22 protein-coding genes are annotated in these 21,706 nt (G+C 42.0%); 17 read left to right on the top strand and 5 right to left on the bottom strand.

What is annotated here, in order from left to right:
* Positions 1-76: 76 nt before the first annotated feature.
* Positions 77-2,158 carry a type IA DNA topoisomerase gene (locus A3GM_RS0106670; RefSeq protein ID WP_018362612.1) on the bottom strand — a complete coding sequence of 694 codons (2,082 nt, stop codon included), beginning with the start codon at positions 2,156-2,158 and terminating at the stop codon, positions 77-79.
* A gap of 21 nt (positions 2,159-2,179) precedes the next feature.
* Positions 2,180-3,589, bottom strand: a complete 1,410-nt coding sequence (locus A3GM_RS0106665) for a DUF3945 domain-containing protein (RefSeq protein ID WP_018362611.1) — start codon at positions 3,587-3,589, stop codon at positions 2,180-2,182.
* Between the two features lie 422 nt (positions 3,590-4,011).
* Between A3GM_RS0106665 and A3GM_RS11060 the strand changes: the two genes are divergently transcribed.
* The 13 genes from A3GM_RS11060 to A3GM_RS0106585 all read left to right on the top strand — a co-directional run bounded on the left by A3GM_RS11060 (position 4,012) and on the right by A3GM_RS0106585 (position 14,824).
* Complete coding sequence (locus A3GM_RS11060) at positions 4,012-6,348, top strand: hypothetical protein (RefSeq protein WP_018362610.1); 2,337 nt, start codon at positions 4,012-4,014, stop codon at positions 6,346-6,348.
* The gene (locus A3GM_RS0106655; RefSeq protein WP_018362609.1) at positions 6,345-8,645 is read left to right on the top strand and encodes an outer membrane beta-barrel family protein; all 2,301 of its coding nucleotides are present in this window, start codon (positions 6,345-6,347) and stop codon (positions 8,643-8,645) included. The genes A3GM_RS11060 and A3GM_RS0106655 overlap by 4 nt, the downstream gene beginning before the upstream one ends.
* A 390-nt stretch (positions 8,646-9,035) precedes the next feature.
* On the top strand, positions 9,036-9,467 hold the full coding sequence (locus tag A3GM_RS11720; RefSeq protein ID WP_018362608.1) for a hypothetical protein: 432 nt from the start codon (positions 9,036-9,038) through the stop codon (positions 9,465-9,467).
* A gap of 3 nt (positions 9,468-9,470) precedes the next feature.
* Positions 9,471-9,731 carry a hypothetical protein gene (locus tag A3GM_RS0106645; RefSeq protein WP_240430789.1) on the top strand — a complete coding sequence of 87 codons (261 nt, stop codon included), beginning with the start codon at positions 9,471-9,473 and terminating at the stop codon, positions 9,729-9,731.
* Positions 9,732-10,024: 293 nt separating this feature from the next.
* The gene (locus A3GM_RS0106635; RefSeq protein WP_018362605.1) at positions 10,025-10,291 is read left to right on the top strand and encodes a hypothetical protein; all 267 of its coding nucleotides are present in this window, start codon (positions 10,025-10,027) and stop codon (positions 10,289-10,291) included.
* 138 nt (positions 10,292-10,429) lie between these two features.
* Positions 10,430-10,663 carry a hypothetical protein gene (locus tag A3GM_RS11585; protein WP_240430788.1) on the top strand — a complete coding sequence of 78 codons (234 nt, stop codon included), beginning with the start codon at positions 10,430-10,432 and terminating at the stop codon, positions 10,661-10,663.
* 99 nt (positions 10,664-10,762) lie between these two features.
* Positions 10,763-11,284 carry a hypothetical protein gene (locus A3GM_RS0106625; protein ID WP_018362603.1) on the top strand — a complete coding sequence of 174 codons (522 nt, stop codon included), beginning with the start codon at positions 10,763-10,765 and terminating at the stop codon, positions 11,282-11,284.
* A 441-nt stretch (positions 11,285-11,725) separates the two neighbouring features.
* On the top strand, positions 11,726-11,998 hold the full coding sequence (locus A3GM_RS11715) for a hypothetical protein (RefSeq protein WP_018362601.1): 273 nt from the start codon (positions 11,726-11,728) through the stop codon (positions 11,996-11,998).
* Between the two features lie 252 nt (positions 11,999-12,250).
* Positions 12,251-12,505, top strand: coding sequence for a hypothetical protein (locus tag A3GM_RS0106610; RefSeq protein WP_018362599.1), 255 nt, complete (start codon positions 12,251-12,253; stop codon positions 12,503-12,505).
* A 6-nt stretch (positions 12,506-12,511) separates the two neighbouring features.
* A complete protein-coding gene (locus A3GM_RS0106605) occupies positions 12,512-12,994 on the top strand; it encodes a hypothetical protein (RefSeq protein WP_018362598.1) in 483 nt (160 codons plus the stop codon).
* 86 nt (positions 12,995-13,080) lie between these two features.
* The gene (locus tag A3GM_RS0106600; RefSeq protein ID WP_018362597.1) at positions 13,081-13,671 is read left to right on the top strand and encodes a hypothetical protein; all 591 of its coding nucleotides are present in this window, start codon (positions 13,081-13,083) and stop codon (positions 13,669-13,671) included.
* 195 nt (positions 13,672-13,866) lie between these two features.
* Positions 13,867-14,229 (top strand): PKD domain-containing protein, encoded by a 363-nt coding sequence (locus A3GM_RS11050; RefSeq protein WP_238299370.1) that lies wholly within the window; start codon positions 13,867-13,869, stop codon positions 14,227-14,229.
* Complete coding sequence (locus A3GM_RS0106585; RefSeq protein ID WP_018362594.1) at positions 14,222-14,824, top strand: RagB/SusD family nutrient uptake outer membrane protein; 603 nt, start codon at positions 14,222-14,224, stop codon at positions 14,822-14,824. The genes A3GM_RS11050 and A3GM_RS0106585 overlap by 8 nt, the downstream gene beginning before the upstream one ends.
* Here the strand turns inward: A3GM_RS0106585 and mobC are convergent.
* From mobC to A3GM_RS0106570, 3 genes are all read right to left on the bottom strand, one after another.
* Positions 14,814-16,817 (bottom strand): conjugal transfer protein MobC, encoded by a 2,004-nt coding sequence (mobC, locus tag A3GM_RS0106580; protein WP_018362593.1) that lies wholly within the window; start codon positions 16,815-16,817, stop codon positions 14,814-14,816. The genes A3GM_RS0106585 and mobC overlap by 11 nt on opposite strands.
* A gap of 66 nt (positions 16,818-16,883) precedes the next feature.
* Positions 16,884-18,164, bottom strand: coding sequence for a conjugal transfer protein MobB (mobB, locus tag A3GM_RS0106575; RefSeq protein WP_018362592.1), 1,281 nt, complete (start codon positions 18,162-18,164; stop codon positions 16,884-16,886).
* On the bottom strand, positions 18,161-18,574 hold the full coding sequence (locus A3GM_RS0106570) for a plasmid mobilization protein (protein WP_018362591.1): 414 nt from the start codon (positions 18,572-18,574) through the stop codon (positions 18,161-18,163). Before A3GM_RS0106570 ends, mobB begins: the two co-directional genes overlap by 4 nt.
* A gap of 542 nt (positions 18,575-19,116) precedes the next feature.
* Here A3GM_RS0106570 and A3GM_RS0106565 point away from each other — a divergent pair.
* The 4 genes from A3GM_RS0106565 to A3GM_RS0106550 all read left to right on the top strand — a co-directional run bounded on the left by A3GM_RS0106565 (position 19,117) and on the right by A3GM_RS0106550 (position 21,704).
* Entirely contained in the window at positions 19,117-19,896 is a 780-nt protein-coding gene (locus tag A3GM_RS0106565; protein ID WP_018362590.1) for a ParA family protein, read from the top strand.
* Between the two features lie 9 nt (positions 19,897-19,905).
* A complete protein-coding gene (locus A3GM_RS0106560) occupies positions 19,906-20,400 on the top strand; it encodes a DUF3408 domain-containing protein (RefSeq protein ID WP_018362589.1) in 495 nt (164 codons plus the stop codon).
* 33 nt (positions 20,401-20,433) lie between these two features.
* On the top strand, positions 20,434-21,249 hold the full coding sequence (locus A3GM_RS0106555) for a hypothetical protein (protein ID WP_018362588.1): 816 nt from the start codon (positions 20,434-20,436) through the stop codon (positions 21,247-21,249).
* Between the two features lie 155 nt (positions 21,250-21,404).
* On the top strand, positions 21,405-21,704 hold the full coding sequence (locus A3GM_RS0106550) for a DUF4134 domain-containing protein (RefSeq protein WP_009229094.1): 300 nt from the start codon (positions 21,405-21,407) through the stop codon (positions 21,702-21,704).
* Positions 21,705-21,706 lie beyond the last annotated feature (2 nt).

Here is a 21,706-nt window from a genome sequence, read left to right as displayed (position 1 = left end):
AAGTGGAGGTAAAAAGGTCGGGAGGCAATACTTGTATCTCCCAACCTATATCCGTTCCTCGTTGTTTCTGCCAGGATTATTTCCCTCTTTGTTTTCCTTTATTGTTCTCAAATTCAAAGGAAGTGGCGTAGTCTTCACCCAAAACCAGTCGGGCATTAAATTTCTTTCCTGCCTTGCTGGTCAGTCCTTTAAGGATAGGCGTACGACCAGAATTTATCAAGTCACGGATGTTATCTTCAGAGAGAAGTATGCTGCAGACTTCACGAAATACGTGGAAACCACAAGTTTCATGCCTGCACTTGGCTACCTTGGCATAGATGCCTACACTCTGCTGTCCGCACTTTGGGCAGCGGTATACAGGATAGGACTTCTGTTCGGGAGTAAGTGTTAGGAGTTCCTCGCAGATTGTTCCCACGTATGAGTTGATACCTTGTGAGAACTTATCAGATGGCATCTTTCCTGCTTCAATAACAGCAAGGGCAAGTTCCCAACTGCCAGTCATCTCTGCATTGGCAATCTTCTTGTCCTTGACAATTTCATAGACAGCTAAGCCTTTCTCGGTAGGTATGATGGATTTCTTGTCTCTTCGGATATAATCACGGAGAATAAGCGTCTCGATGATGTTGGCACGGGTGGCAGGTGTTCCAATACCACACTCTGCCATTGCCTTGCGCTTATCGTCTTCCTTCACTTCCTTGCCGGCGTTCTCCATAGCAGAAAGCAGTGTCGCTTCTGTGTAGAGAGGTTTAGGTTTGGTCTTATGTTCGGTGATGTCCGCATTGACAAGTGATAGGACTTCACCTTCTGTCAAGTTCGGCAATGAAGACAAAATATGTTCATCACTATCTTCTTTCTTATCTGCTTCCGCTTCTTTACCTTTCTGTACGACTTTCCATCCCAAGGAAATCTGCCTACACGCTTTCCAAGTAAAGATGTTGGTACCGTCAGTAAACCGCACCTGCATACGCTCGTCCTCGGAATCGGGAGAAAAGGCTTCTATGAAGCGATTAACTACCATTTGATAGATAGTTATTTCATCTGTCGACAATCCTGATGGTGTTTCACCAGTCGGGATGATGGCGTGGTGGTCGGTAACTTTGGTATTGTCCACAGAATGGCGGTTAAGCGGAGTCAGAAGTGTTTCTCTTATCTTGCGCAGCAGGGCGGGGACTTCCTCGAAGACATCCTCGCTGATGTATCGGCTGCCAGTGCGGGGATAGGTCGTGATTTTCTTCTCATAGAGGCTTTGGGCTATCGAGAGGGTCTTTTCTGCAGAAAAGCCGTGGCGTCTGTTGGCATCCTTCTGCAAGGCAGTAAGGTCGTACAAGAGTGGTGGCGGTGTACCAGCCACCTTTCTTACGACCAATTCCACTGTAAGCTGGCTCTGACTGCGAAGCGTAGCGAGAGCAGTCTGTGCCAATGCTTCATTTTCATAGTCTTTACTGCCAATGGTTTTCAGCGACACACCCTCTTTTTCTGTAAGGACGGATATTTTCCAATAGGGTACGGAAGAAAAATCACGGTTCTCTATGTACCGACGGCAGACCATAGCAAGTGTTGGGGTCTGTACCCGTCCCAAAGAATAGCTGCCTTTGCGGGCAATGGACAGCGCACGACTTGCATTGATACCCACCAGCCAGTCAGCTTCGCTTCTTGCCTTGGCAGAATGATAGAGATTGTCGTAATGGATACCAGGCTTGAGGTTGGAAAGTCCTTCACGGATAGCCTTGTCTGTGAGTGAACTTATCCAAAGTCTTTCGAAAGTCTTTTTACAATCTAGATATTGATAGATGTAGCGAAAGATGAGCTCACCCTCTCGCCCTGCATCGGTGGCGACAATGATACGATCTGCCTTGTCAAAACAGGAGCGTATCACTTTGAGTTGCTTCAATGCCGCAGGATCTGATACATACTCCTTGTCCCTGCGCGCTTGTCGTACCACTAACTGAAAAGGATTGGGACGGATGGGTAGGTCTTCAGCTTTATAGGCAGAAAAACCGTAGGCTTCAGGCATGGCAAGGGCGATGAGGTGTCCCATTGCCCAAGTAACGACATAGCCGCAGCCTTCCATATATCCGTCTTGCTTGCTCGTTGCTCCTACGATGCGGGCAATATCTCTGGCTACCGAGGGTTTCTCGGCGATAATACAAGTTGTCATAGTCGATAATAGAATTATGGATTACATCTTACGTCCACGGGACTTCTTCTGTTTGTTCTCGTCCTGCTTTTGCTTTTGGGCAGCAGTAGGCTGTGTCTGTCCCGTTTTCAGCGGTTCTTTCACGTTCTTGGTAGCTTCATTCGTCTTGCCGTGGTTGTTGACAGCTACCTGTGTTTTGTGTTCTTCGGCTACAGCTACCACCTTTTCCTTGCCAGTTTCCTGCTTCTTGTCAGGATTCCACTTGTAAAAACGTGGTCTATTCTGTTCTTTGTCCATACGAACGTACGCATTGAAAGGTTGCCCTTGTTTATCCACCATATTCTTTAGATATAGTGTACGACCGCTATCCAAGGCTTCACGCTGTTTATCTGATAAGTCTAAGCCGCAAAGCTTATGTGGAACACCTTGCTGCTGTGTCTGTTTGTGTTCCTGTCGTTCTCTTAAACTCTTGTTGTCGCCAAAGATAAACTCAATGCCCTTTCGCTCGGCATTGACCTGCAAAGTTGCATCAAAGGTCTTACCACTCTTGGCAGTCATACCTTCCACCTTCACGGCTTTGCCTTCCACAAGATCTTTGTACTGGACATCAGAGAGCGTTACGCCCTTGATCTCCTTAGGGATGTTCACACGGTCGGCACGCAGGGCTATGATTTCATTCGTCTGCGAATCGATAGATACGTAGGCAGAGAAAGACTCTCCATTCTTAGGTGTTACCTCAATGGTCTTGCCAAGATTACCCGTAGCAAGGAGTTGCTCCTTTTCTTCGGGAGAGAACTTGTAACCCATATAGGGAAAGTCAAGCTGTGGTTCTTTTCTCAAAGGATGAATTGCCAAACCGATATTGCCGTTATCGTCCGTGCGAAAAGCAAGGCGAGCTTCGGTGTAGATAGTAGTGTCTCCAATAGGTACGGCAAGCGTTACGAGGTTGGTCTTCTGCCAGTTAAGCAGTTTCTCCAATTCTCCGCTCTGTTCTAAGTGTTCGCGGGAAAGACCGAGATTGTCGAGCATCTTCCAATCCACCTTTTCAGGGTCGATAGCGGTGGCATTTTTCTGCCGAGGCAAATAGTCCTCAAAGGGAACGCCCATCTCAGCCAGTTGCTGTTTGCTTTCGGGCTTCTCACGGCTTTGGAGCAGGGTACGCAGGTTGTCCACGCCTTGCTCCACATTGTCTGCCACGACCTTGTACAACCCGAAATGAGTCGGCTTGTTGAATTGTTTAAGGAAATTGGTCATAAAGTTCTTCAGAAGTCCGTCCTTGTTGTTGAACTTCAAGAATGCCGCTTGGTTAGCAGCGATTGCTTCGGTGCTTTTAAGGTTTCCCTTGTCGTCAACACTGGATATGACGGACAATTTACCCACTTCCTTTTCGTTCTTCACTTCCGTGCGGTCTTCCAAGACCAGCACATAGTTGTCATTGTTGTTTGATTCCATAATTCTTATATTTTTATGAGTAAATCCTTGTGATATTACAAAAATATAAGTATAAAATGAATCAAACCGAAATCAGAGATAAGGCTGGATAAATAGGGAAATGTCGGGAAAAGTACAGATTGTACCCCTAATAGAGAAAATAATCCATCAAAAATTTCCGCATCTGAAAGAAAAATGATAAATTTGTCCATACTGATAATATGACATATGTTCATTGTAGAACTTGAGAATAAGTATGATTGTAAAATCGACATTATGGGACTGTGCACAAGGCTCAGACTGGTTTGTAAGCGGAAAATGTCTGAGTGGTGCTGGAGTCTGTGCGTTCTCTGTGGAGTACCGTGACTGCGTCCGTATAAGTAATCTAATTTTAGTAGGGGGGGCGGTCGCTCTCCCTGCTTCGTAATTGTAAGAAGCATCCTATGAAAATCTGTAAAAATCTTGGAATATTTCTCCTGTTGGGTCCGTTCTTCCTGACTGTATTCGGTCAGAATCAACCGCATATTGCACGAGATTTGGAGGTAATCCATGCGGCACTGCCTCAAGATCAGCCATACATGCTCTTTAGCAAGGGAGTCTATGAGACGGGGGAAGACATGTGGTTCAAAGCCTGGCTGTTCGACCGCTCCTTATTAACACTGTCAGACAGGAGCCAGACTCTCTTTCTGAGAATCTATGATTCCGCCGACAGTCTTGTGTGGAATGAGAAATATCCGATTTCCGGTGGGCGAGCTGAGGGACACGTCTTCATCGGGGAGAAATGGAATACTGGGGAATACCGGGTGGAAGGATATACTCAGTCTTCGTTCTATGCAGACAGCACAGAAGCCATCTTTCCTCAAAAAATATGGGTTGTTGACCGAATCGACAAACAGAAACCACAAGACACGAAAGCTAGACAGCAGAGAGATAACATCAGACTTGGCTTGTATCCGGAGGGGGGCTATCTGGTTCAGGGTATAAAAAATTATGTTGCATTTAAGACAACAGACAACCAAGGTATGCCTGCCCCCTTGAATGGCTGGCTATGTGAAAACGGAGCGAGGATATTGGACTTAGAAAGCTATCATGACGGAATGGGGCTCTTTTCGTTCGTCCCTCAAGAAGGAATCCGCTACACGGTACGACTAACCAATGGGCAAGAGTTTCCTCTTCCCACATCTCTCCGTTCTGGCATGGTAATGCATTTGGAACACACAGACAGGAAAAATGTTGTGTTCTCGGTGAGGCAGCCCAAGGGAAGCATGCCCCGCCGTATAACTCTATTTGTGCAGATGCGTAATGTGCCCTGTTGTCGGGCCAAAGGCATACTTCGGGATAGCCTCATCATCACTTTGCCTACGAGCGAGTTTATCGGACAGGGAATTGCCGAGGCAACCCTTTACGATGAGCAGCAGCGTCCGGTAGCTGAAAGGTTGTTCTATGTCTTGCCTGATAAACAGCTGGCGATAACAGCTCGTCCGTCGAAAGAAGTCTATTCACGCCGTGATAAAGGTAAAGTAAGGATACATGTGACCGATTCCGAGGGAAAACCGGTACAGGCAGAAATATGCGTGAGTATCTTTGACAAAGCTTACATGAATCAATCCTACCGGGAAACGATGCTGTCCTATAATTTACTCTCAACCCAGATACGTGGTAATATTCATCACCCCGCCTACTACTTCGACCGGAATAACCCGGACAGATTGCATGCTTTGGACCTGTTGCTTCTTACGCAAGGGTGGCGGCGGTATACCTGGCAGGAAAGTCGGAAGGACTATCATGGGAAACCATTCCTATGTGACAGCATCATCGGAAGAGAAACCGTGGGAAGTCGTAAGATGAAAAGAAATACCACCAACGGAGGTGAGCAGGTGATTCAGGTGTTCGGACCTTCCGGGGATAGTCAGTTCCTATGGACCGATTCCGTGGGCAACTTCTCTGTTCCCGTGTCTGTCATGAATACACTTCGGGGTGGATATGTCTATATCAAGCCACTTCTGGGAAAAGAGTTCAAGCCACATCTGACGCTCTCGGATGGTACGGTACTGATAGACTCCATAAGGAAGTCGAAAAAATCATACCAATCTTATTTGAACAATGTCGAGAAAGAAAAGAAAGACGCGGAGCTTGTCACAACCCAGACAGGGACAGTGCTGCTGAACGAGGTACTTGTCACCAGGAAGCGCAGGATTCCCTTCAGGGATAAGTTCATGGGGAGGCTGGATAGCCTGGTAAATATAAATTTAGGCCCATGGGTCTGCAAACACGGCTTTTTAGAAAACTACAAAGAGGGATATTCCCACTTAATGGGAGATGAAAGAGCACCTGTCCAATGTGCTCAACATAGTAGAGATACTTTAAATGTTCGGAGGAAACCCGTTATCGGAAAGATGTATCGGATTATAAAATACGAACCTAATACACAGGGAATATCGATCGTCAAAGATGTCGAGGACATAAAGTATGAGGGTCCTATCTACACCGATGAGGAATTGCTCCGTATGAATAACATCACGCGTGTCAAGGGCTACTATGGCCAACGCGAGTTCTATACGCCCGATTCCGTGGAGATGCTGTCCTCGCTACCCGATGCGCGGAATACATTGCTATGGAGTCCCTCTGTTCTGACTGACAAGAACGGAGATGCTACCGTGCCATTCTGGACATCTGACATCAATACGCAGTTTATAGGAGTCGTGGAAGGTACCGATGGCCTGGGACTGTTAGGCAGTAACACTTTTGAGTTTCATGTATCAAAAACCGTGGAAGAATGAAGACGAGAATAGCTGAAAACCGGACGGTGGGGCTGATATTCATGATACCGCTGTACATAGCCTGTACAGCGGTTGCCTCTGCACAGACACGCAATGACACCCTCAGCCAGATGAGAGACTCGACCGTACATCTGAAGGAGGTGCAGGTCAGTGCCTCACGCCCGCTGATAAAGGCAGAGCTCGACAGGATAACCTATCATGTAACCGATGATCCCGACGGCAGGAGCATGACGCTGTTGGAAATGCTGCGGAAGGTGCCTATGGTTACGGTAGAGGGGAATGATGTCGTGAAAGTAAAGGGCAGTACTGATTTTAAGGTATATGTGAACGGAAAGCCAAACACCATGATGAGCAACAAGCCCACGGAGATGATGAGGACCATCCCCGCTTCGACCGTCAGGAAGATAGAAGTCATTACGAATCCCGGTGCCAAATATGATGCGGAGGGCGTGGCAGGGATACTCAACATCATTACGTTAGGCAGTTCGAAGCTGGAAGGCTACAACGTCAGTCTGGGCGTGGGAGTAATGAATATAGCACAAAGTGCAAACGTGTCAGGCCTGGCCAAGGTCGGGAAATTAACCCTGTCAGTCACGGACGGAGTAAGCTATTCAAGACCACCCAAGGCATGGCAGGAGACGGAACGCACAGGTAAAACGCTGTCGGCAGCAGGACAGATGCACTCCTACTCTGATTATCAGGTCAAGGCACCCGCCCATTTCATGGAATTGGGCGGCAGCTATGAGTTTGACAGCCGCCACTTGATCAGTATGACGGCAGGAGTAGAGAACTACACAGGGAAAAGCCGGACGGACATGCACACTGATATGTACGACGGCAATGGTGGGCATAGATACAGCTTCGATAATGAGCATGCGTCACGCAATCGAATTAATAGCCTGTACGCAGGAATCGATTACCAACACACGTTTGGCAGACATGGCGGTGTCATAACGCTGTCGTATCGCTTTTCAGCAGTACCTTCCACCGTTATGTCCTCCAGCCTTTATTACTGGCAAAAAGGCCAGACACCGGATTTAAGTTTCAAGGACCTGTGTACCACGTCCGATCTGCATATGGACGAACATACCAGTCAGATAGACTATACCGTAACCAGAGGTGGAAAGCATACATGGAGTGTGGGGGCTAAATACATCCATCGCAACCATAAGAGTGACAATGTCGAAGCTACAAGAACGGCAGGTACGGAAGAACCTTTTGCGGAAGACCAGAGTCCGTCTCTTTCTTACAGACAGAGGACTGATATTTCATCCGCATACGCGGAATATGCCATACAGCATAAGCAAATATCAGGAAAGATGGGATTGCGTTATGAGCATTCTTCGCAGAAAGTAAGCTATCCTGAAGATAACCTCCTGACGCGTTATGAAAGTTTCGGTGCGCAATTCGATAACGTGGTCCCTTCCTTGTCAATCGGCTACCGTATAGGGGAGACACGGATGCTCACGTTCTCTTATGCCATGCGCATATCACGCCCCAACATCTGGAATCTGAATCCCTATGTAGACCGGACGAATCCTACAGTCATCAAGACAGGAAACCCTGACCTGACCACATCATCCTCGCATAACCTGAGCCTCTCGTTCAACTCGTTTGCCCGGCGCTTTGGAATAAACATGACGGCAGGACTCGACTTACAGGATCGTGGCATCATCGGCTACTCCTATTGGGGTAATCCTGTCTCCCTGACCGACAATATGGTAACAGGGGAAGATGCCACCCTTATCTCCACGTATGGCAATCTGCTCAAGAGAAGTAATGTTTATCTGAACCTTTACATCCGGTGGGCACTCTCTGGGAGCGCCACCTTGAATGTCAATGCAAACGGAGCATATACCAATCTTAAAAGTTCACAGCTGGGACAGCATAATAATGGATATTCAAGCAGTCTTTCGGTCAATTTACAGAAGAACCTGCCGTGGAGGTTGAGAATGGTGGCAGGTTGTTCGCTGAACAGCCGAAGCTTAAATCTGCAAGGGTATACCGAAGGCTCCATGATGTACCGTCTTATGCTGATTCGTTCTTTCTTGAAAGACGACAGGTTGACGGTGACCGTCTATGGAAATAATCTGTTCCAAAATGATTTGCGTATAGAACAGCTTACCGAAACTGCCGACTTTACAAATCGCTTTACAAATGTAAGACGTGACTATCGCAGCTTCGGTATAAACGTCAGCCTGCGTATAGGAAAGCTGCATGATAAGGTGAAACGCACATCGAAGAGCATATCAAACGATGACATTATCATAGATGGAAATCCAAGAAACCAGAAATAGTAAATAACAAATGAAGAGAAAGTTTGTTTTCCTGATTTTTACATACTTGGTTTTAGCGTCATGTACTAATGGCAAAGTAAATACCTCGCAATAGATGCACTTGCCAATGTTCCGCAGGTAATACGTTCCATCAGAAGTCTCGACCTGATAATTTCCACAAAAAATGTCTATCAGAATGCAAAGACTTCAAAACTGGCAGCTCAGTTCGAAGAGTTATGGAAGAGTGGGAAGACTTCTATAAATATTAACGAGATACAAGGCCAGGCCAGAAAAATTGCCATTGCAAGATATGGCAAGAAGGCAGAGCAGCTTATTTACGTTAAATTCAAAGAAAATGGTGGTGCTGCTGCAGAAATAATAGCATACTATGAGCAGAAGGGAATTGATGCCTTGAAAAAGGTTGATAATATACAAGACGCAGCCCCAGAATTGATAAAAGGAAAAATAGGATATAGGTATATTGGTTCTCAAGCAAAGTATATAGAAGAACTTAAGAGAACAGGTGTTATTCCTCCTATGAGAGGGGATGATTTGACATACTTTTCGTTGGATAAGTTTGATAATCCAATTGAAGCTATATCAAAATTACAATTAAATGGAGATATGACAGATGCTACTTGGCGTGCAGAATTTAGTGCTGATCAAATAAAAACATCTGTGGCTTTTCCAAAAGCGAATTGGGATGATGCTCCTAATATAGAAATAATTACTCGTAGTTATCCTCAATATGGAAAAGGTGGTGGCACACAGTTTGTGACACAAGAAACAATAAAATTGAGAAGACTTATAAATCTTAAAACTGGCGAAATTATTATTTTTTAATATATGAAAAAGAGAAAAATGACAACGATGTTAATTAAAGTACTCAGACATGATTTTGGGTTCTATAACTCAGTATTTAAATGGGATGCTTTACCATCACCACTAGATTCTTCTTTTGAGTATTTATTACCTATATTGGAACTGTGGGAAGAACAAGGATTTATCAGATTATTCAAAATAGATGACGAACAAATGATAGAGGTCTTGAAACCACCAAGCATGAAACAAATCACTCACATAAAGAAAGATCTGTCAAAAGAATGAGGGGGATTAACGAAATAAAAAAGGAGTTTCTACACAAACTGGAGTTTCTCTATAGAAATTTGGGTAGCATTTGGTCTGTAGAAGACTTTACAAACAATAGAAATGTTCAGAGTCTCTTAAAAGATTATTTATTGGTTCTTGAAGAAAAGGGTATCGTAAAAATTATCGAAGGCAATAAGTTTAAAATAACGAATTTGCCATCGAGTATAATGTCTCGTCAGTCTAATAGCGGAACTAAAGAATGATAAACTTGAAAACAGGAGAAGTCATAAACTTCAAATAATACATGAGTAATGAAACGTAGTAGATTAATAATAATAATAAATTATATTTATCACGATAATATTTATTTGATGTCTCCAATTGTTGATTGGAATTTATTAGATATGCTAAATAAAAATATTCGAAATAATTATAAAAGAATTAGACCCATTTTGTTGAAATGGCAGGAAAATGGATATATAAAATTAATAGAAGATGACGACATTGTTTTTTCTTTTATTCCAGAGAAATTACCATCAAAAGAACAACTAATAGAAGAAAGTCGTAATATTAAATAAAGAATTGTAGAAGTAGAAAAGAAATTAACGAAGAAAGTATGGGACTTTGCCTATAGCTGCTTTATTTGTTCAAAGACAAAGCATAGATAGAAGATAACCTGCATGTTGCATGGCATAATAGAATATCAAATAAGGAAAATGAAAAAATGTAATATCCTATATCATTCAATAACAATGTTATTCTTTACAACTTTGTTATCATCATGTCTCAAGGAGACTACCGTTCCTATCGAATTGGCATTCACCATTCACCATAGAGACATCGGAAGACAAAACCTCACCTGTAACTATCCAATTGAAAAACGAGAGTTATACAGCTGGAATAAAAGGGAGAATTGGAGTCCCAGAATTTACGATGAAAGAAGGTTCTAAAATATCCATTAAAGATGGAACTGAAATTTGGAAGATAACACGTGATGGTAAGCAAACTTTATATGCAGTATTCAAAGAAGGAAAATTTATAGTTATCAAATGATGAAAATAGAAAAAAAGGTAGGTAAGCGAATCTTAATAAATGGAAAAGAACTACGATTAGATACTTACTGTAATAATGACAATATGTGGTTCTGGTATATCTATACGAAAGAAGAGGTTGATTCAAGGTTATTCTCAAAAAGCGGAGAGTATTTTAAGCTATTCCTTAAAATGGATCAGAAGTATCCTTATTCTGCCTATGAAGGTCGTATGTATTGCATTTACTTGGGGTACAAGTATAATATTGAGAATATATGGCATGGATTATTCATACTATATCCAAACGAACGTAAAACGAGAAGATATTTGAAGTTATATGATCATGATGATAGCCGAATAGAAGTTCCTTATGAGGAATTCATCGCTTCTGCTCCAATTATTTGGGAAGAGCGAAAGCCTATCTCTGATTTTGTTTTTGATGTAGAACCATTAGTCTATCTGTTCAAAGATAATTCATATATTGAAGAGAATCTGCATGGTGCATGGCATAACAAAATATCAAATAAGCAAAATGAATAATGGTAATTTCTTGTCTCAAGGAGACTGCTGTTCCAATCAAGTCTGCATTCTTAAGCGAATCATCAGAAGACAAGACTTTGTCTGTAATGATTCAACTAAAGCATTTAAAATTGTTGGGGATGAGGGTAAAAGTTATTTTAGATGAAGTTGCGTTACAATATATATCATATTATCGGGCAAAAGATATAATTTTATGCGCTAATATGCGTTATATTGAACCACAAAACGATATAGATTAGAAGTCGGGTCTATCCGTTTACTTCTACAGGATTTACCTCTGGTAACAATGGTAGATTAGGAATACCTGAATGGAATTTGTTACGAAGAGTAAAATTCAATGAAGGTGATGAAATATGGGAGGTGTCTAATGATGGCAAAGAAATTTTAAGGGCAATCTACAGTAAAGAATATGAAAAATTTATTATCATAAAATGATGTGTTATGTTGAAAATAAAAAATGATGACTATGCCTTTTTTAAAGGTATAGAATGTCGGTTTTGGAAAGTAGAAGAAAACTTATATCGTCTTCAAACCTCTTTTACAGAAGGTCTATTGAGTATTGGATTCAAAAGATATGAAAATTGCAAAACAGATGAGTTTTTATCAGATAAAGTTTTCATAACTCTATCCGCTGAACAGATACAAAGTGCTTTTCAGAGGGAGAATTATTGTAACTATCAGGATGGAAAGTATTATTTAGAAAATATCATTTAAAAAAATAATGACATTATATTATCTCCTGAATTAGAGACAAAGAAAAAATTAGGATTACATTTTTATGATGATAGAAGAATTCATTTACCTTATGAACTTTTTGTGAATGAAGTAACTGACATTTGGGAGGAACGTATCCCCATTGAGGGTTTCAAATTTGATGTAGAGCCAATTGTTTATCTTAAAAAAGATGGCGTATGGTTGGTAGAGCTTTAAAAAATAAATATGAAGGAAATTATCAAATAAAGCAAAATGAATAGCAGTAATCCGAGTCAAATCAGAAGATGCCCCCAGATACTTGTCATCCCTACTTCAGAAGATATGGGTTATCCATTTACAGTACATGGCTTTACCTCTGGTAATAATGGGAGATTAAGTGTTCCAGAATGGCATTTTCAAAGTAGAATAGATATTCAAGAAGGTACTGAGATATGGGAAATATTTAATGATGGTACTGAAGAACTCAGAGCTATATACAGAAGTGGTAAATTCGTAATAATAAAATAACAGTATATGGAAAGGCAAAAGTGTGATTATTTTCAGACTGGTGAATATATATATATTGCTAATGAATGGATAAATATAAATGTTAGTTATATGTTTAATAATCCATGTTGGCATCTTTATACTCAGAATTCTAATTTTTTAGATCTTGGTTTTCACAAAGAAGAGGATGACTATTTTGGTTTATATTTACCTTACGGAGACAATTATGATTATTCCGCCTATAGGAAAAGTTGTTTTTGTAATTATAAAGGTTATAAATGCCAGTGTTTAGGACTTACAGATGACAGGATTATAACATTAGATCCATCTATAGAATATCAAACCATGTCGGGAGACCATGCTATGCATGGATATGATCCTCATTTGGATGTAAAAGAAAGTGAAATAGATGACATTTGGGAGGAACGTACCCCCATTGAGGGTTTCAAATTTGATACAGAGCCAATTGTTTATCTTAAGAAAGATGGCGTATGGTTGGTGGAGGAGTAAAACAAGGACATTAAGTTGCATCTTTCAAAAAATAGTTGTGGGGGCATAAGATTCACATCAAAAGAAATTGAAATAGAAGGAAGATTATGAATATGAGAAAGTTCTTTTTAGGAGGATTAGTATTTTGCCTTGGAAGTCTTGTCTTTTTTATATCAAGATGCAATATGATTGACAAAAGCAGTTATTATGTCCTTGAATATCGTACAGGTAATACAGGTAATGACAACGAGAAAAAGATATATGCAGCGAGTACTATCCTTGTGGCGAATGCTCCTTGCCTAAAGAACTCTTTAAGGAGAAACTTAGAAACTTTCTTTTGGAAAAATATAACACTGGATACAATAAATAGATATAACTCTATGTATGGTTATAGTTTTTATAGGGAGACAAAATATCTCACTAAAGATTTTAAAGAAGGGGGGCAATATAATCCAGAATTTAGTAGCTGGGATAATACAATGGACTGGAGAAATCATCTAGAAGATAGATTAGGAGAGGTATGTTTTTTTTGCCGAGAGGATAAAACAGGATTTTATGTTTGTAGAATCGCCAAGCAGTCTATCGTTTTTCATTGGTTTGAACCTCCTTATGAAGATTTTGAGTATGGAGAAGATTTTGATAATATAAATGACTTCTGGAAAAAGAAGCGAAAAGAATTAGGAATTGACAATACGTGATATTATGACTACAGATGGTTTATGTGCATGGGGCATCCTCCAATACATAAGAGGATACAAACCTTTTGTGACTATGATTCTAAAAGAAACTAACTTTGAAAATGTATTGAAATAATGATATTGAATAAGATAAAAAATAAAATCATAATAGCAAAGATTCCATATCGCTCAATAGCGATATGGCTTTTTACAGTTTTGCTATCATCCTGTCTCAAAGAGACTGCCGTTCCTATCGAATCGACATTCACCATAGAGGCATCGGAAGACAAAACCTCACCTGTAACTATCCAATTGAAAAACGAGAGTTACGGAGCAGAAGAATATGAATGGATATTCGAGGGTGGTATTCCCAGTAGTTCCAATGAGAGAACTCCGGCTAAAGTTGTGTTCACTCAGGCTGGTGAGCACAATATAACCTTGCGAGTGTGGAATGCTGTAGAGGAAAGAACAAGCCAGCAAACCATAAGGGTTGATTCCGCCATGACTATAGACTTTGATTTTTCAATCGCTCTCAACGACATTGCCCCGGGCTTCTTTTGCATTTCCCAAAATGGCTAGGAACTGGGATAATGTTAAAGAGCATGTTGCTTTCAATGCCTTCAAGCCTATTCAGGCATTTATGAGTTGCTATGCAGAGGGAGATATAAGAGGGAAAGACCGACAGTACTTCCATACCTTCTTCAAGGTTAAGGATGAGGGAAAGACTATCTTTGAAATATTTGCTCCAGCTCCATATTTTTGGCTTACTTCCGGGACTGGTATAGCTGCTTCTAACAAGCAATATTTTGGCATCTATCGTTATGCAGAAGTCTTGCTTATGGCAGCAGAAGCCATAGCATATAGTGAAGGAGTTACTCCAGAGGCTGTAAATTATCTTTTTCAAGTTCGGGCACGCTCTACCTCAGATTTGCAAATTGAATTAAGTAAAAAACTTTCAGTATTACCAGTAAATAAATTTGTTGAGGAAGTGTGGCTGGAGCGTTTAAGAGAATTACCCTATGAGATGAAACATCTTTCAGATATTTTGCGTACAGACCACTATTCTGTATATAAAGACAGTACACTACAGTTTGTTCCACTTCAAGAAGCCGTCACTCCACAAGGTAATTTATTAAATAAACCATCTTTTTTTCTGCCTAAGCCTACTCTTTGATTAAGCGAGCAAGTGCCGGGTTGCTTTTTATCCGTTCTATTTCTGAAGCCACAAGAGTTAATACCTCTTGCTTGACCCGCTTATAGTTGGCTTCGATAGTCTCTTTGAGATTGTCGGAGTCATTTTCATTTGTAAAATCTGCAATTGTAGGGATTGGTTGGTAGGCTTTCATCTCAGCAGAAATCTTTGCACTATTCACTACTATCTCTGCATGGAAAATCTTTTGATCGATTCGCTCATCAAAGTTGTCGGATACGGCACCCACAAACATACCCTGTGTTAGGTTGCTGATTTTGGATGCTGGGATAAGACTGTCCATCTGTGTGGAGATAGAGGTGGACTTGTCGTTTCGATTGATGGTCATCGATTGTCGTTGTTGCAAGACCTTGCCGAACCGCTCAGAGAGCGTCTTGGCCGTTTCGCCAACGACTTGCCCGGCAAAGACATTGCCCACAGTGTTCTGTATCACTTTACTTTCTTTGTCCCCATAATCGCGAGTGAGCTGTGAGAAGTCCTGAAAGCCCAAACATACTGCAACCTTGTTGCTTCGGGCTGTGGCAATAAGGTTATCCAGTCCACGAAAATATATGGTCGGCAACTCGTCGATTATCACCGAAGATTTGAGCTGTTTCTTTTTGTTGATGAGTTTCACAATACGGCTGTTATATAGTCCAAGAGCAGCTGAGTAGATATTCTGGCGATCGGGATTGTTACCTACAACAAGTACTTTCGGCTCATTAGGGTTATTGATGTCAAGTGAGAAATCATCGCCTGTCATCACCCAATAAAGAGCAGGTGAAATCATTCGTGAAAGTGGTATTTTGGCACTGGCTATCTGCCCCTGCAACTGGTCCTGTGCTCCGCCTTCCCAAGCATCCATAAAGGGTGAAAGGTAGTTGGCAAGCTCATCGTAGGAGGTGAGTATCGGGAATATTTGTGCGTAGGGACGGTTGAGAAATTCGATGGCATGAGGGAAGGTGCAATACTTTCCGTTCTCATAGATTTTCAGAAACCATATAATAGCTGCCAATAGGATAATCGGTGACTCGACAAAGAAATCTCCCTGCTTCTGTATCCATGAGCGGTTAAGGTTGAGCATGATGGTATAGGCACTCTCGTAGGCATCCGATATATCTGTCATAAAGGCAGGATTGATAGGATTGCACCGATGCGACTTTCTCGGATCATCGAAATTTATCACGAAAAACTGCGGTTTTACCTTGTAGGCATCCAAGTGATTAAGTAGGTGATTATAAGCAATCTCGGAAAGGTCGGGAAACTTATAATCGTAGATATACATCGCAAAGCCTTTCTCTATCTGCTGCTTGATGTAGTTGTTCACAATGGCGTAGGACTTACCCGAACCAGGTGTACCGAGCACCATTGAGGCACGGAACGGATTGACTACGTTAATCCAACCATTGTTCCACTTCTTCTTATAGTAGAAGCGTGTAGGAAGATTGACGGAGTATTCATTTTCCATCAACCGTGTTTCCTGCATGAAACTCTCGTTTTCTGTGTTGAATACATCGTCCATCAGGTTGTTTTTGAGTAGTCGGCTCATCCATACGCCACCCATCAGCAGACAGATATAGCCAACGGATAGCGTAAATATATAGAGGGAAGCTACTCCGATCTTGCCGATGGGCAATACCAGTAGCCACCAGTTGAGAAAGAAAAAGACAAAGCCTGAGAAAAGCACCGTCCAAATCCTTTTCCATGTGATTTTCTCTTCTTTCACTCCTTTTGTCCCCAAGCAAGAAAGGGCAAGGAATACCACACAAAAGAGTTTTGTCCAGAGGATGGACGAGAACAAGCCTGTGGTACGTTGGAAGTTTATTAGTATCTTGTTGATGATACCGAGCGTGAAGTGCCACTCGTGAAACGCTTCGTAGCTGAACCAATAACAGTTGATAAGGAGAAATATCACTGATATACCCCGCATAAAGTCCATGACCTTACCCAATGCTCTTAAATCATCTTCTTGTGCCATAATTATATTGTTTTAAAGCCTCCCCCAACCCCTCCGAAGGGAGGGGAGATAGAAATGCTCGTTTATTTAATGTTTTCTTCGTCTAATATTTACCTTACTTTGTTTTCGGAGCTTACGCTGCCATGCAGCTTCTTTCCAATCATCGTTGCCCGTAGATAGGAAAGAGCCATCTGCCATATCCTCGATAAGTTCATCGACAAGGTTGTCGCTTTCCTCCGTATTTAGCTGCGAAGGGTGAACGGTTGCAGATTGATCCAAACGGGCAGACAGACTGCCATACTGCGTTTCATCTAAGAACGGATTATGTGTTGGATTGGAGAAATAACCATTGAATACGTTAGCGGCATATCCCTTACCCAATCGGGAGCCATTAAGCGCAATGCCCTCCTTGTCGTCAATGAACGTGATGCCATAGATGTGCCCGCTTTCGTTCTTTCGGATAAACACACGCAAGCCTTGTTCCTCCAATCGTTGCCGAAGTTCTTCCTCTGTCTTTGGAGAGGTACGCATAGCTTGTAACACTTTGTTCCTGACGGTTGGTATCAGTGGTTTGATGGCTTGTTTCGACTTCTGCATCCTGTTCTGTACGGCTGTATAGCCCACACCACGTCCAATGTCCGAGGCGTGGATAGGGCTACTTACCTTGTCTCCCTTATTATCTGTTGGGACATAGACAAGTCCTTCATATTTCTTTCCCCGAAACTCTGTCTTAACTTCCTCCACTGCAAGATTGTATATGGAGAGGATGGCATTCAATTCTCCAAGTGAGCAGAACTCATAATACTTTAGGACAGAGAGAAGCATTTCGGCTACTTGTTCCTTGATATTCCCTTTGGTGGTATCAATTTTAGATACTTCCTTCATTTCCCTATCAGTTACTTTTGAACTTGGAATAAGGCTATATTTCCTTTCCAAGGCATCGGTAATCTGCTTGCTCCTTCGCTTTTCAAACTTGTCGTTGATTTTCTTTCCCTTACCATCTATCCGAAGCGATACGATGTGTATATGCTCACGGGTAATGTCGTTGTGTTTGAAGACGATATAGGGCTGTTTGCCATAACCGAGTGTCTCCATATACTCCTTGGCAATCTGCGTGAGTGTTTCATCGGAGAGCTTCTCGTCCGGGTGCGGATTGAGGGAGCAATGGAATACCGTTTTCTTCGTCCTGCATTTCTTGGGTATCAATGCCTCCATGTCGGCAAGCACTTCCTCCATCGTATAACGTCCCTCCCTGTCCTGATACAACTCAGCGGCAAGAAGAATACTCGCTTGCCCTTTCTCTACCTTTTTGAAGTTATAGCCGAGTGCTCCTCCGAGGTTTTCCGTACTTGAAATCTTTGCTATCATCTTTTGCGATAGTCAATGGTAAGATTGATAGCTTGCTCCTGCAAGGCAATGATTTGAGCCGACAATTTCTCCAACTTCTCAAGCAGAATCTGTGCGGTTTTTACGCTGTGGTAGCTGTTGATGGCCCGCACGGTCTGGTTATACAGCACGCCAATCTTCTGGATTTGTGCCGTCAATTCTGAGAGCTTCCGGTAATATTCCACTGCGGATTTATCCACCGTAATCACCTTGAAACTCTCTCCAAGAATACGTCCACGCACGAAATCCGACTTTGTTTTTGCCCCCGAACGCTGAAACAATTCTATCGCCCGTTGCTGGTCTTTGGGGTTAGGCAACCGTACATGCCAGTTGTCCCAACGTGGCTTTTCTACTTGTTTTCGTTCTGAACCATGTTCCTTGTCCTTATCCATATCCTTTCTGTTTTCTTAATTACGACTTTGGAGTAATTCATCTCCCCTTCGGGGCAAGGATCTTTGTGGTACAAACGTCGGTTTGTGTTACAAAGACACACCTTGCCAATATCAAGAGTTGATACGATTGAAGTATCCACCCTTTTGGGGTGTCTGCTTCGGGACGTTACCTCCATGTATTATTCTCGCCTGCAAAGTTACGGCAGATTTTCAAATATCTCATTATCAATGATATTCACTCTTTTTCCTTTCATTTCCTTGTACTTCTATCGCATAGAAATATCTATCGAAAAAGCTTTTATTTTGCAGATAAAACGAACGGAATATCGTTCGATAGAACTATTTAAATAACGATATGACGAACTCTATTTCAATCGTTCAAGATATCGTCAGATAGAACTATCGAGATGTCGACAAATCGACAAATAAAACGATAGATACTTCGGTATTTCGACAGATAAAAGAATTAATAATTCGCTCTGACGATTACTCTAACGAGCTACCAATCAAATTATAGTTCAAACGATAAAAATATCTATAGTATGGAACAGATACAAACATCGCCCATATTTCTGGGCTTCTCCTCTCAAAAGGGAGGTGTTGGCAAAAGTACTTTGGCTGAGATTGTCAGCAGCATTCTTTACTACGAAAGAAATATCCATCTTTTTGTAGTAGACTGTGACTTGTCTCAGGACTCATTCTATAAACTCCGTGAAAGGGAAAAGGCTTGCATTGAAAGTGATCCACAGCTTTCCAAGCAGATGAAGCAACATTTCTCCTCTTTGAAGCGTACAGCCTATCGCATTCTCAAGGCAGACCCTAAGGAGGCAATAGAAAAAGCTAACGAGTATATCCGTAAACATCCGTCTGAGAATTTTGATTTAGTCATCTTCGACTTTCCTGGTCATGCTGGTACAAGTGACCTTTTGCAGCTATCGCTGGAGATGGACTATATCCTTTCACCTTTAGAGCCTGATGTTCAGTCGATGGTTGCCTGTCTTACCTATATCAAGGCAGTAAACGACTTGGGTGTATCTATGTCAAGTGTCCGTATCAAGGAAGTCATTCTGCTATGGAACAAGGTTGACCGAAGAGTTAAGAACACGCTCATAGAATACTATAGTAGGTATATCAAGAACGAAGATTACACGCTACTTAATCAGCATGTCTATGCTGCTCACCGCTTCGGCCATGAACTGGAGCAATATGGATTCCGTGGAGTATTCCGTTCCACTTACCTACCTCCCAATAAGGCTTTACGAATCGGGACCGGCATTGAAGAGCTGATAGAGGAATTGCTTACCCATATTCAACTTAAATAAGACAGCACTATGGCAAAGATACAGGAACAGCGGCAGAAATTGGAAGCCAAGCTCAAGGAAATGGCAGAAGACGGGGTGATGAAGACACCACCTAAGGAAACGGTGGCTTTTGACCCACCTGAAGAGGAAGAGGATATGAAAATAGTAGTCAGTACCAACCAAAAGGAAAATCAGCATCCGGTAAAGGAGCTTATGCCTACCTCGGACGATAAGCAGGACAAGACCTTGTGTAAAAGCCACGAGAAAGGAAATGATACACCTCGGACTTCTTTAGAGGACTACCGAACACGCTATTTACAATCCGTCCGCCTTCGAGAGCGAACCAATTTTACAATGAGTGCTGATACACTCCAAGTGCTAAGAAACATTTTACAGGATTTGGGTGAGCGGGTATCGATGGCTTGTTATATTGACAATATTCTCCGTGAACACCTTAAAGAACATAAGGAACTGCTCAATAATGCCACTGCAAAGCATCGACGCAAGGTGGCAATAGACTTTTGAACATAGAATAAATGACAAACAAACATCACCATTATGCAAACAATACTATTCAACATTCTTCTGATTTTGACAGTGATATGGTTACTCGTTGGGATACTCTTTCTTTGGCAACAGTTAAACATTGTGCGCCAAAAAGTGGAAGAAGAAAGTAAAAAGAAAAACAAGCAGGAACAAAAGCAGAGTGTTTCTTCTGTTACGCAAGACCAGATTGAGCAGGCACGGAAAATACTTGTTGGTAAAAGTAAGTCATATAGGGAACGCTATGACGAAATCTCAAAAGAGATTACGACAAATTCTCAAAAAATCCCTGATGTTCCCGATACTTCATCAAAAGAAAAACCAGCTGATAATCCTAATACCTTTGCAGGGAAAAACTCATCTGTGTCCGAAGAAATAAAAGAAGCGGAAAGTACAGAAGAAGATAATGAAATGCAGATTGACTACACAATGGACGAGCCTGACGAAGCCACTATAATTCGTGAGGAACTGCAAATCGCTGATGCAGTGATGCCCGAAGTCTCACCGTCCGCCATTCTTACAAGGGACTTGTCCCGTATAAACGGTTGGCACAGGAATGACGATGCACTCGATGAGGAAAGCGAAACCGAAGTGCAGGATACGCTGCAAAGCATACGGGGCACACAGCTCATGGACTATATCAAAGAGGCAACGCTTAAGCAGGAGAAAGACCATCAAAAGCTACTTGCTGCCATTCGCAAGGCGGAAGAAGCGGAATTGGAGGAAAATAATATAAACTCTTCTTCAAACTTTGAAACGAACTTAAACGTAGAGAGCAGCAATAGCGATACATCGGAAGATGACGAGCGTCCACTTTCATACTATTTGTAAAACTTAGTGTTTTTGTTCATATTGTACGGTGTTCGAGGGGTGGCTCAAAAGTAAAACAATCAACCAATATCAGTCATACAATAAAACCGAGCCACCCCTTACCAACTCTACCCAAAAGAAAACAATTCATTTAACAACTTAAAATAAAAAGAACAATGAACAACAAAAAGAAAATCACAATGCTACTCCTGACGGCTACCACCATAGGAGCATACGCACAAGGCAATGGTATTGCCGGTATCAATGAAGCTACAAAAATGGTAACCTCCTACTTCGATCCCGGCACGAAACTCATTTATGCCGTAGGGGCGGTAGTGGGGTTGATAGGAGGAATAAAAGTGTATAACAAGTTCTCAAGTGGTGACCCCGATACGAGTAAGACCGCAGCCTCTTGGTTCGGTGCGTGTATCTTCCTCATCGTGGCTGCCACTATCTTGAGAAGTTTCTTCTTGTAAGG

The sequence above is a fragment of the Hoylesella nanceiensis DSM 19126 = JCM 15639 genome, from assembly GCF_000379965.1.
GTDB lineage: Bacteria > Bacteroidota > Bacteroidia > Bacteroidales > Bacteroidaceae > Prevotella > Prevotella nanceiensis.
The sequence above is the reverse complement of the archived record's forward strand: the minus strand, read 5'-3'. Positions and strand labels throughout refer to the sequence as shown.

What these genes read in the sequence shown, in the direction of transcription:
- A3GM_RS0106670 (WP_018362612.1), bottom strand. Translation starts at nt 2,158, where the DNA reads ATGACAACTTGTATTATCGCCGAGAAACCCTCGGTAGCCAGAGATATT.
- A3GM_RS0106665 (WP_018362611.1), bottom strand. Translation starts at nt 3,589, where the DNA reads ATGGAATCAAACAACAATGACAACTATGTGCTGGTCTTGGAAGACCGC.
- A3GM_RS11060 (WP_018362610.1), top strand. Translation starts at nt 4,012, where the DNA reads ATGAAAATCTGTAAAAATCTTGGAATATTTCTCCTGTTGGGTCCGTTC.
- A3GM_RS0106655 (WP_018362609.1), top strand. Translation starts at nt 6,345, where the DNA reads ATGAAGACGAGAATAGCTGAAAACCGGACGGTGGGGCTGATATTCATG.
- A3GM_RS0106645 (WP_240430789.1), top strand. Translation starts at nt 9,471, where the DNA reads ATGAAAAAGAGAAAAATGACAACGATGTTAATTAAAGTACTCAGACAT.
- A3GM_RS0106635 (WP_018362605.1), top strand. Translation starts at nt 10,025, where the DNA reads ATGAAACGTAGTAGATTAATAATAATAATAAATTATATTTATCACGAT.
- A3GM_RS11585 (WP_240430788.1), top strand. Translation starts at nt 10,430, where the DNA reads ATGAAAAAATGTAATATCCTATATCATTCAATAACAATGTTATTCTTT.
- A3GM_RS0106625 (WP_018362603.1), top strand. Translation starts at nt 10,763, where the DNA reads ATGATGAAAATAGAAAAAAAGGTAGGTAAGCGAATCTTAATAAATGGA.
- A3GM_RS11715 (WP_018362601.1), top strand. Translation starts at nt 11,726, where the DNA reads ATGTTGAAAATAAAAAATGATGACTATGCCTTTTTTAAAGGTATAGAA.
- A3GM_RS0106610 (WP_018362599.1), top strand. Translation starts at nt 12,251, where the DNA reads ATGAATAGCAGTAATCCGAGTCAAATCAGAAGATGCCCCCAGATACTT.
- A3GM_RS0106605 (WP_018362598.1), top strand. Translation starts at nt 12,512, where the DNA reads ATGGAAAGGCAAAAGTGTGATTATTTTCAGACTGGTGAATATATATAT.
- A3GM_RS0106600 (WP_018362597.1), top strand. Translation starts at nt 13,081, where the DNA reads ATGAATATGAGAAAGTTCTTTTTAGGAGGATTAGTATTTTGCCTTGGA.
- A3GM_RS0106585 (WP_018362594.1), top strand. Translation starts at nt 14,222, where the DNA reads ATGGCTAGGAACTGGGATAATGTTAAAGAGCATGTTGCTTTCAATGCC.
- mobC (WP_018362593.1), bottom strand. Translation starts at nt 16,817, where the DNA reads ATGGCACAAGAAGATGATTTAAGAGCATTGGGTAAGGTCATGGACTTT.
- mobB (WP_018362592.1), bottom strand. Translation starts at nt 18,164, where the DNA reads ATGATAGCAAAGATTTCAAGTACGGAAAACCTCGGAGGAGCACTCGGC.
- A3GM_RS0106570 (WP_018362591.1), bottom strand. Translation starts at nt 18,574, where the DNA reads ATGGATAAGGACAAGGAACATGGTTCAGAACGAAAACAAGTAGAAAAG.
- A3GM_RS0106565 (WP_018362590.1), top strand. Translation starts at nt 19,117, where the DNA reads ATGGAACAGATACAAACATCGCCCATATTTCTGGGCTTCTCCTCTCAA.
- A3GM_RS0106560 (WP_018362589.1), top strand. Translation starts at nt 19,906, where the DNA reads ATGGCAAAGATACAGGAACAGCGGCAGAAATTGGAAGCCAAGCTCAAG.
- A3GM_RS0106555 (WP_018362588.1), top strand. Translation starts at nt 20,434, where the DNA reads ATGCAAACAATACTATTCAACATTCTTCTGATTTTGACAGTGATATGG.
- A3GM_RS0106550 (WP_009229094.1), top strand. Translation starts at nt 21,405, where the DNA reads ATGAACAACAAAAAGAAAATCACAATGCTACTCCTGACGGCTACCACC.